Origin of the sequence: Methylobacterium sp. 092160098-2 (assembly GCF_028920805.1) — a bacterium.
Taxonomy (GTDB): Bacteria; Pseudomonadota; Alphaproteobacteria; order Rhizobiales; family Beijerinckiaceae; genus Methylobacterium; species Methylobacterium fujisawaense.
In genome coordinates this window covers 260325-271251 of sequence record NZ_JAQPZJ010000002.1, presented here as the reverse complement: position 1 = coordinate 271251, position 10927 = coordinate 260325, and the positions used below count along the sequence as shown (strand labels likewise).

Genomic DNA, 10927 nt, shown 5'->3' with positions numbered 1-10927 from the left:
TTGTGAGGCTCGGGTGCCGCTGAACAAAGCTCGGGGAGCGTCAGAAAACTCGTTGCGGAAATGAGCGCGAGATTGCAGGATGGACAGTATCTTTCCTGGCGGCCTCGGGGAGCTCATGCTGATCGGCTACGTCCGGGTCTCGAAGAGCGACGGCAGCCAGACGCTCGCTCCGCAACGCGACGCGCTTCTCGCCGCCGGCGTCGCCGATGAACGCATCTACCAGGATCTCGCCTCCGGCCGGCATGATGCCCGCCCCGGCTTGCTGGCCTGCCTGAAAGCCCTTCAGCCGGGTAACACCCTGGTGTTGTGGAAGCTCGATCGTCTTGGCCGCGACCTTCGGCATCTCGTCACCACGGCCGAGGACCTCCGCCTTCGTGGCGTCGGCCTCAAGGTTCTGGCCGGGGCCGGAGCGCAGATCGACACCACCACCGCCAACGGCCGTCTCGCCTTCGGCATCTTCGCGGCCTTCGCCGAGTTCGAGCGGGCGCTCATCACCGAGCGCACGACGGCGGGGCTCGCCGCGGCCCGGGCCCGTGGGCGCATGGGCGGGCGGCCACGCAAGATGGACCATGCAACGCTGACCATGGCCATGGCCGCCATGGCCGACCCGAAGGCTGTCGCGGCGGACGTCGCCAAACGCCTCGGCGTCACCACCACGACACTCTACGCCTATGTGAACGGCGACGGCACACCCAAGGCGGCCGGGCAGGTGCTGCTGGACGGCGCGGCCACGATCCGCAAGGGTGCGAAGCCGAGCGCACCTTCACCATCCAGCCAGACCGGTCTGGCGTGATGCCGGCCGGGGGCGCCGTGCCGACCGAGGCCCTGGTGACCCTCCGGCAGCGGCTTGCCGCACTCCCCGCCCGTCATCCGGAACGGACCACCCTGATCCGGTCGACCGCCGCGCTTTATGCCGTCAGCCGGGCGACCTTGTACCGCCTGCTGCGTGGCGGACGTCGCCCCCATGCCGCTCACCGCGCCGACCAGGGGCGGCCGAGGTCGATGTCGGCCTCCGAGATCGAACGCTGGTGCGAGATCGTCGCGGCCATGAAGGTCCGCACCACGAACCGCAAGGGCCGCCACCTGTCGACGGTGCGTATCCTCGGCCTGCTTGTCGAGCACGGGGTCGACACGCCCGATGGCTTCATGAAGCTGGCACCAGGCCGCCTGACCGCATCCACCCTCAACCGACACCTGCGGCGTCTCGGCTACGATCATGCCCGCATGGTCCGCGAGCCGCCCGCCGTCCGCTTCCAGGCCGCGCAAGCCAACGCGCTCTGGCACTTCGACATGAGCCCCTCGGATCTCAAGCAGATCGAAGTTCCGCCCTGGCTCGATCATGACCGCTCGGGCGCGCCCATGCTGATGCTGTTCAGCGTCGTCGACGACCGCTCCGGCGTCGCCTACCAGGAATATCGGTGCGTCTACGGCGAGGACGTCGAGAGCGCGCTGCGCTTCCTGTTCAACGCCATGGCCCGCAAGGAGACCGACGAGAACGGGAGCCCGTTCGGCGGCATTCCGGCGGCTCTCTACCTCGACAACGGCCCGGTCGCGAAGTCGGCTGTGTTCGGACGCGTGATGGAGAGCTTGGGTGTCGCGGTGACGACGCACAGGCCGGCCGGGTCGGATGGTCGGCGCACCACGGCACGCTCCAAGGGCAAGGTCGAGCGGCCCTTCCGCACCGTGAAGGAGGCCCACGAGACCCTGTACCACTTCCACCGGCCCGAGACGGAGGCGGAGGCCAATCGGTGGCTGGCGCGCTTCATCGACAGCTACAACCGTGGCGATCATCGCATCGAACCGCACAGCCGTATCGAGGACTGGCTGGCGCACCTGCCCGACGACGGTCTGCGGGAGATGTGCGGCTGGGATCGGTTCTGCGCCTTTGCCCGGGAACCGGAACGACGGGTCGTGGCGCTCGACTGCCGGATGACGATCGCCGGCGTGACCTACGAGATCGATCCCGAGTTCGCCGGCGAGACGGTCGTGGTGTGGTGGGGCCTCTTCGACCAGGAACTCTGGGTGGAATGCGAGGATCGGCGGTCCGGCCCCTTTCTTCCGGTCGGAGGCCCGATCCCGCTGCATCGCTATCGCAAGCACCGCAAATCCAGGCGTGAGGTCAAGGCCGAGCGGGTCGAGGACCTGGCGCGCCGGCTCGCGCTGCCGCGTGCGGCGCTGTCGGGCGAGGCCGACGTCGTCATGGCCGAGGCGCGACCGCCTCTGTCCGTCCCGGTGCGTCCCTTCCGCGATCCCGACCCATTCGGACAGCTGAGCTTCGCCAATCTGCTCGTCGCCCGGCGCGCCATCGCCGAGGCCATCAGGCTGCCCCTCGCCACCCTCCCGGCTGAGGATCGCGCCTTCATCGACGCCTTGCTGGCGCGGACCTTGGCCCGTCCCGAGGTCCTGGCCGCCGTCCGAGAGCGCTTCCCGCCCGGGCAGAGGGGAGGCGTCGGCTGATGCTCACCGAAGTGATGCGCTTCTACGACCTGTTGCGACCGCCGACCGACGTCGGCTTCTTCGAGACAGAGCACCATACCCAGGTCGCCCGCGATATCCGCGCCGCCATCGCGGGTGGTCGCCTGATCGCTGTCACGGCCGTCATCGGCTCGGGCAAGACACTGCTGTCGCGCCGCCTGCGTGCCGACCTCGAGCGAGAAGGCCGGGTGATCGTGTCGCGCTCGCTGTCGGTCGACAAGGCCAAGATCACCGTGCCGCTCCTGCTGGCTGCCTTGTTCTATGACCTGTCGCCGGAAAAGACGGTGACGATCTCCAGCCAGTCGGAACGCCGCGAGCGAGACCTGCAGGAGCTGTTCCGGCGCGCCAGGAAGCCCGTGGCGCTCTTCATCGACGACGCGCACGACCTCCACCCCAAGACGCTGACGGCGCTCAAGCGCCTCATCGAGCTGGTGGCGGAGGGCGGAGGGCAGCTCTCGATCGTGCTGATCGGCCATCCCAAGCTGAAGAACGACCTGCGGCGTCCCAAGATGGAGGAAATCGGCGACCGCACGACGGTGTTCGAGTTCGGAGGGCTGCGTGATCGGCAACGCGACTATATCGACTGGGTGATGAAGGCCTCGCTCCAGGATGGCATCGCGCAGGCCGACGTACTGACCGACGGCGCCGCCACCTTGCTCGCCGCCAAGCTGAAGACGCCGCTCCAGATCGGGCAGCATCTCGTGCGCGCCTTCGAAGCCGCCTTCGAGATCGGGGCCAAGCCGGTCGATGCCGACATGATCGATGCTGTGCTATCGCGCCAGCTCGACGAGTTGGAGCCCCGGCTGACGCGGAACGGCTACGACCTTCGCAGTCTGGCCGAGCAGTTCGACGCCAAGCCCGGCGAGGTCCGACGGCTCCTCCGCGGCGAACTCGAAGCGGCCCGGGCCGCCGAACTCCTGGACGAGATGCGGGCCGCCGGCCTGCCGACCTGATCCGTCTCACGCAGCGTGCGTCGGCTCGGATGATCTCGCGTCGGTCTCACCGATCGTGCGCCCAGTCTCACGGAATGTGCGTCGGAGACCGTCTCCAGTCTCACCGATCGTGCGCCGGAAAACGCCCTCGATTGCGCCTCCGCCACAGTTCGATTGCGCGCCGCTACACATACAGTTGTTGGCGCGCGCAACGGATTCGCGCGGCTTCTACACGGACAAACTCATCCAATTCTTCCCGACGTCGGTGCGGGCCTCCACGGTCGCCCCGGCCACGGTTGTCGATCCAGCTGGCAACGACGTCTATTCGATACTCTACGACGGGCTGACCGATCGGAGCGTCTCCCTGGCCTCCGGCGCGTCGGTCACCTTCACCTTCCCGCAATACGTCAACCTCCAGACCGTCAGCGCGAATTCGTTGGGCGTGAACTCGACCGCGACCGTCGTGCTCGAGAGGCAGCTCCAGGACGGTTCGTGGAACTCGGTCGAACTGAAGAACAACGGCGCGGCCCTCTACCTGCTGTCTCCCGTTCCGGCGAACGACGTCTCGAAGGTCTACCGTCTGCGGAACACCGGCGCCACCGCGCTGGCGGTGTCCGAGTTCCGGCTGGATGCCTCGGCTGTCCGCACACCCTCATGGTCGACCTCCAGCGCGCCGTACTTCGTGTCGGAAGCCGTCATCTCGACGACCTCAGGCGGATCGGCCGCCGCGGGATCGAGCGGTCTCACCCTGCAGGTTTCGGCAGCGAGCCAGTCCTCCGCGGCCGGTCTCGTCTACTCGCAGGTGCCCGGCACGACGCTGCCGAGCGGTTACGCCATCTCGTCGACCGGCCTGGTCACCGTCGGCCCGGCCAGTCTGATGCAGTCGGGACATGTCGACGTGGCCGTTCGCGCCACTGACAGTCACGGCCTGTACTCCGACCGCGTCTTCCAGTTCGTTCCCACCGGGGCGTCCCGCGCGAACACGATACCGCCGGTCTCCGTCACGGGACCGGGAGGCGAGAACCTGCTGCCCGTCGTGTACGACGGACGGAACGATACCTCGTTCCCGCTGGCCGTCGGGCAGTCTGTCGTCTTCCTGTGGGACCGCATCGTCCAGATCTCGGCCGATCCGTTCTACAACCTTGGTACCGTCCCGCTGGGCACCGTCTACACGATGGAAGGCCTGCAGCAGGACGGAACCTGGAAGCAGATCGGCTCGCTCAGCCTCGCCAACAACGGCTACGGGTCGCAGATCCCGGCCGGTGCCGACCAGTTCGTCACGGCGGTCCGGATCCGCAACAGCGGCAGCGCCGTGCTCCCGATCAACGAACTCCGCATGGACGGTGCGCCGTCCTACGGCATGACCATCGCCACCTCGACGTCCACCCGCGTCGTCGACACCGCGATCGCCGGAACGAACCCGGCATCGCTCTCGATGATGCTGTCCGCCTCCGGCGCGCATCCCCGCACGTCCGCTCCGACCTGGAGTCTGACCTCGGCCATGCCGATCGGCTTCACCATCGGGACCGACGGAACGGTGACGGTCCCGGCCGGCACGGACTTCCCGTTCGGCTTCGTCCAGATGCCGGTCCAAGCTCAGGACAACCTCGGGTTCGCGGCGATCGCCACCTACGGGTTCAAGCCCGCCGGCGTCGCAGCCAGGAGCGTGACGCCGCTCTCGGTCCGCGGTCCTTCGAACGAAGACCTCTTCCGGCCGATGTACGACGGCATGACCACGACCAGCGTCGCGCTCTCCCCCGGTCAGTCGATCACCTACACGTTCGATCGGTTCGTCACCGTCTCGACCATCGCCAACCAGTCCATCAACGGTTCGGCCTACGATCTCTGGATCGAGACCCCGGCCCAGAATGGCAGCTGGTCTCTCGTGACGCGGATCACCAACGGATCGGTGTCAGGCCTGAACACCGACGTGGCGACGTCGAAGATCTTCCGTGTGCGGAACAACAGCTCGGCTGCGGTCACGATCTACGAATTCCCGCTCGACGGGGCGGCCTATCTCGGCCCGACGATAACAACCTCCCTGCTCAACCGGACGGTCGACGCATCGACGATCGTCGGCGCATCGCCGGCGGGGCTGACCCTGCAGATGACGGCGACCGACAACTATACCGGTGCCGGCACCCTGATCTGGTCGCTGCAGGGCTCGGTGCCCCAGGGCTTCTCCATCACGAGCGACGGCGTGCTCACCGTGCCCGCCGGTCCGGATTTCGCCTACGGATACATGACACCCGTGGTGCGCGTGACCGACCAGGGTGGGTTCTACAAGGACGCCACCGTGCCGTTCCTTCCCCAGTCGGTCGCGGCGAAGACGCTGCCGCCCGTGTCCGTGCTCGGCCCGGACGGATCCGACCTGTTCCCGACCCTCTACGACGGCCAGAGCAACAACATCGCCTTGGCCAACAACGCGTCGATCACCTACACATACGACCGGTACGTCAGTGTCTCCGACCTGCTCGTGACCCTGAACGGCTACGTCGTGGCCGACGGAAACTACAGCCTTACCCTGGAAGTCCCCACCCAGAACGGTGGTTGGACGTCGGGAGGCTTCATCAGCCGATACAACAACGGAGCGAATTGGTCGGGCGGGATCACAGCATCCAACCTCGCCGTGTCCAAGACCTTCCGATTCCGGAACGTGCAGGGGGCTACGACCAACCTCTCGGAGCTGCGCCTGGACAATCCTGCCAACTACGGTCTGACGCTGACCCAGGGCACCGGCACGCGGACCGTCGATCAGAACGGCATCTCCGGCGTCTCGCCCGCGGGCTTCACCCTGCAGCTCGGCGCCAATTCGGGATACCCCGGGTCCACGGTCCGCAACTGGACCCTGACCGGCACCGTGCCGTCGGCCTTCACGCTCACTCCGGACGGCCTGATCACCGTCCCGGCCGGCGCCGACTTCCCGTTCGGCTACGTGTCCCTCCCGATCAAGGTCACGGACGCCCGGAACTTCGCCGTCGCCGGCAGCTATCCGTTCGTCCCCGCCTCGGTCCGCGCTCAGACGGTCATGCCGGTCTCGGTCGTTGGCCCGAACGGAGAGGACCTGCGCAGCACGCTGTACGACGGCAATCCGGCGACCACCTACGCGCTCCCGAGCGGTGCGGTGGTCACCTACACCTACGACCGCTTCGTCAGCATCGCCGACGTGGCGAACGCCTCGACCGGCTATTCGGCCGCAATGGGGGCCAATAGCGTCCTCTACATCGAGGTACCGAACGCCTCCGGCACGTGGACCAACACCCATGTTTTCTCATCAGCCAATGGGTCGACTTGGAGCAACAACTACATCAACAACGCTACATACAATCAGTCGAAGATCTTCCGGGTTCGGAACGGTAGCGCCGGGACGGCGACCCTCGCCGAATTCCGCCTCGACAACCCGACCGCCTACGGCCTGACCTGGGCACAGTCGACGGGAATTTTCTACGTCTCCGATACGTCGATCTCGGCGACCAACGGTGGCGCTGCCACGTCCGACACGTCCGGCCTGTCGATCCCGCTCACGGCGACCTCGGGATACCCCGGCGGAGCCACGGTCGCCTACTCCTTCGCGCCGGGCTTCGTCCCGCCGGACGGCTTCGTGATCACTGGTTCGATTCTGACGGTGCCCGCGGGCACGTCGTTCCCGGCCGGGACCGTCACCCTGCCGATCCGGGCGACCGACAGCGTCAGCTTCGCCTATCTGGACCGCACATTCACGCTGGTTCCGACGAGCGTGCGGGCGAACACCCTGACGCCGTCTTCCGTCGTCGATGCCTCCGGCAACAGCGTGCTGATCGGCCTGTACGACGACGATGCGTCGACCGCGAGCACGATCGTCGCGACCCTGGCCGCCGGCCAGTCCGTGACCTGGACCTACCCGCAGTGGGTCAACATCGTCGCCAACCCGGCGGTGTCCGCGACCGCCGTCTCCACCACGCTGTACCTCGAGCGGCAACTCCAGGACGGCTCGTGGCAGATCGTGGACAGCCGGGTAATGTCGAACGGTGTGGTCGGCTCCAACGCCCGCGGCGATCAGTACCCCTCCAAGGTCTGGCGCCTCCGCAATGGCGGCAGCACGGCGGCTCCTCTCGCCGAATGGCGCTTGGACGGCGTGGCCTCCTACGCTCCGGCGATCACGACCTCGGTCGCCACCCGGTACGTGACGCCGACCGCCATGGTGACCTCCAACGGCGGCTCGACGGCAGCCCCGGACACCTCGGGCCTGACGCTGCAGTTCGCCGGCACGGTCGCTTCCCCCGGCGGCGGCGTCCTGTCCTATGCCTGGACGTCCGGGTTCACCCCGCCGGACGGCTACTCGCTGACCTCGACGGGCGCTCTCACCGTTCCGGCGCGCGACAGCATGCCGACCGGTCAGCCGCTGCTGTCCGTCACCGCCTCGGATCCGCGTGGGTACGCAGTCACCCGTGTCGTCCCCCTGGTTGCGGACAGCGTCAGAGCCAGCACGCGGCTGATGCCCGCCACCGCAAAGGTTGTCGGACCCGACGGCAGCGACCTGTTCAACGGAATGGTGGACGGCGCGACGACGGCGGTGGCGACGCTTCAGCCGAACGATGCGATCACCTGGACCTTCGATCGCTACGTCGGTCTCAGTTCGGCGACCGTGGCCAAGAGCCTTTCGGGCACGACCTGGCAGCTGGAGATGCCTGCCCAGGCGGGCGGATGGACCGCGGTCGAGAATCCGACGGGTCTCGTGGCAGGCTCGAATGCCTCGATGACCTACCGCCTCCGCAACACCGGCACGGCGGCCATCACGGTCGGCGAGTATCCGATCGACAATGCGGCCCAGGGCGGCGCGCCGTCGATAGCATACTCTGCCTGGGGCGACGGTCGGTATGCTCTGAACCCGCCCTACTCGGGCACGGCCTACTCGCTTCAGATCGCGTCGGCCCAGAACGATCCCTACCACCCGTCGAGCCTCGCGTTCGCGGCATCCGGGTCGCTTCCGGACGGCGTCGCGGTGTCCACGACGGGTCTCCTCACGGTCCGGGAGAACCTCACCGCTGGCTCGAACGGCATCTCGATCCCGCTCGTCCTGTCGAACGGTCTCGGCCGCTCGACCAGCGTGACCTACGTGCTGTTCGACCAGAGTACCCTGGTCGGCATCAAATCCTTCGGAACCACGCGCTACTACATCGACGGCACCTACGCGGTGAGCTGCGCCGCCTACACCCAGGGCGTCGGCACGCACGCGTACGTCGGCGCGACCGGAGACGGGACCTACCGGATCGATCCGGACGGAGCCGGACCGGTGCCGCCGACGGACGTCGCCTGCAGCGGCATGGGTAGCTCGACTCCTGTCACGACCATTCCTGCGCTCCAGACGGGATCGCATGGCTATCCAGGAAACGGCGGCAGCACGAACCGGATCTGGATCGATCCGAGCTGGCAGAGCTTCTATCTGGCTTTGGCGAACGTCAGCAATGGCCAGTCCTTCGCGTTTTCGACGCAGACGGAATCCTGCTACGACTACACGACTATGTACTCCTACGGCGGTGCTGCTCTTGCAACGTACTGCGGATACGCCGGCGGCAACTTCACTCAGACACTAAGTCAGAAATCGGCCAATGCGTTCTGGTACGACAACTACCGGGCGGACCCCTCCATCAATGGCGGCCAGGGGCTGTCCATCTCAAGCCCGAGCGTAAACTTCTACTGAGCGACAGGAACCCCGGCTCCGGATCCGAGTCGGGACCGATCAGGATGGCGGGGGTCGGAGCGCAAGCCCGGCCCCCGAGCCATTTTCGACATCCGATGTCACGATGATCCTGCAAGAACGGGAGCGCACCCATGGGTTTGACCAGTCCGACGGACGCCTTGACGGGGCTCGCCCTGCGCTCGAACGAGCCCGTGGTGGCGCTCGTGCTCGACCGGCGGAAAGGCGGCTACCCGGACGCGGAAAAGGCAGCGGCGCACGCGCCGATCGACGTGACCCACATCTTCGAGGCTGCCTCGCTCCCGATCCGCGGTGTCGCGGGAGACTACAACGACATCGAGCCCACGCCCGGGCAGGCGGCCGTCCGCTTCGCCCTCGAGATGACGGGTTGCACGAGCTGGCGGGAATTCGGGGAGAGCGCGCTCGACTTCAGGAAGGGCGCCCCGGTCATGACCCATCGTCCCGCCGTGTTCGGCGGGGACGATCCAGAGCCGAGGGTCCTGGGGCTGGCGGTCTTCTCGTCATCCTCATGGCAGCACCTGATCGATCAAGCGGCCTTCGCTGGCAGCCCGGACGACGACGTGGCGGCCATGATCGGGATCCTGCGGGATGCCCGCGAAGGCATGGCATCGGACAGGGAGTTCGATCCCCGGTGGATGAATCTCTTCGATCTGCGCACGAGTTCCGCCTACAGGTTCGGCGACGGACGCGTCGTCGAGGTTCCGAAGCTCGCTCGGTGCCTGGACAGTTCGGGAACCTTCACCTTCGCCCCGGACTTCGCCGCCTTCCTGACCGGCCCCAAGGGTGCCATGCGGATGCCGGGACGTTCGGAGGCGGCCGAGCCCGCCGGGCTTGAGGAGACGCTCAGAGGTCTGGCCGAGACCCAGGCTGTCGGAATGTCGCTACGCTACCTGAAGCGGCAGCTGCTGCCTTCGGCGGCCGGAGGCCAGTACCGCAACCACCGCGAGATCTTCGAGACATCCCTCCTGGGCGTCGAGCAGGCCTCCGCGTCGATGCTGGACAAGGTCGCCGACTACGCCGACGACAAGGCGGGCGACCAGCTTCAGGCGCTGCTGGAGCGGATGGATGCCATGAGGTCCGACATCTCGGCCAAGCTTGCCGAGCTCAGGCACGATCCGGAGGCTGGCCCCCGCTTCGCCTGAGACAGTCCGGCCGGCCGCTCAGGCTCTCGGCGCGGCCGGCGTGGCGCTTCCGGACGCGTGGGCGGCGACTGCTTTGGCCAATTCGGGCGTCCGCCTGATCACCTCGTCGGCATCGGCGATGTCGGACGAGTCGTAGGGGACGAGATTTCCGGTCTCCTCGACGAGCTGCATCAGGCGTTCGTCGGTGAGCGGGCCGTATGGGCACGCCTCCCAATCGGGACCGGCCTCGGAGATGCGCATTGCCTCAAGGCTGCGTTCGCCGAGGATGTCGATCACGCTACCGTCGGGCGTGACCACGTAGACGTGCACGATCTCGGGAACGCCGCCCTCGCCGTTCTCGTCGGGCTCGACATGCCATTCGAACGGATTCCACAGCGCCCCTAAGGGCAGCCCGGTGGCGCGGCGGATCGCGACCGCGAGATAGTGGCACTGCCCCTGGCGGTAGTAGCTCTCGATCTCGTTACGGCTCCAGGTCCAGACGGGCCCGTCCTCCGTAGAGGAGGCTTCGGCGTCGTTGCCTTCGGATTCAGGGGTGGTTCGAAGGAACGAAGACATGCGGAAGACCCCGGATCGACGTCCGAGGTTAGGCTGCGGCCTCGAAAATCGCGAAGGACTGGAGCCGTCCGGTGCGGGCTCGCCCGAACGCCGGCGCATTGGCTCTTTCAACGCCGAACGTCACC

General features: G+C 67.2%; 6 protein-coding genes. 5 read left to right on the top strand and 1 reads right to left on the bottom strand.

Translation table 11 applies throughout. The features are described 5' to 3' along the window. The first annotated feature begins 115 nt into the window (after positions 1–115). From PQI07_RS26595 to PQI07_RS26575, 5 genes are all read left to right on the top strand, one after another. Complete coding sequence (locus PQI07_RS26595) at positions 116–793, top strand: recombinase family protein (RefSeq protein ID WP_053609013.1); 678 nt, start codon at positions 116–118, stop codon at positions 791–793. Positions 794–810: 17 nt separating this feature from the next. Next, positions 811–2457: a DDE-type integrase/transposase/recombinase gene (locus tag PQI07_RS26590; RefSeq protein WP_164891434.1), complete on the top strand. Its 1647-nt coding sequence runs from the start codon at positions 811–813 to the stop codon at positions 2455–2457. Next, entirely contained in the window at positions 2457–3428 is a 972-nt protein-coding gene (locus tag PQI07_RS26585; protein WP_127993251.1) for an ExeA family protein, read from the top strand. Before PQI07_RS26590 ends, PQI07_RS26585 begins: the two co-directional genes overlap by 1 nt. A 244-nt stretch (positions 3429–3672) precedes the next feature. Beyond that, a complete protein-coding gene (locus PQI07_RS26580; protein ID WP_274928040.1) occupies positions 3673–9087 on the top strand; it encodes a hypothetical protein in 5415 nt (1804 codons plus the stop codon). Positions 9088–9218: 131 nt separating this feature from the next. Continuing rightward, on the top strand, positions 9219–10247 hold the full coding sequence (locus PQI07_RS26575) for a hypothetical protein (RefSeq protein ID WP_274928039.1): 1029 nt from the start codon (positions 9219–9221) through the stop codon (positions 10245–10247). Positions 10248–10265: 18 nt separating this feature from the next. On the opposite strand, the gene PQI07_RS26570 is transcribed toward PQI07_RS26575, so the two are convergent. Continuing rightward, positions 10266–10802 (bottom strand): hypothetical protein, encoded by a 537-nt coding sequence (locus tag PQI07_RS26570; RefSeq protein ID WP_274928038.1) that lies wholly within the window; start codon positions 10800–10802, stop codon positions 10266–10268. Between the last annotated feature and the right edge of the window lie 125 nt (positions 10803–10927).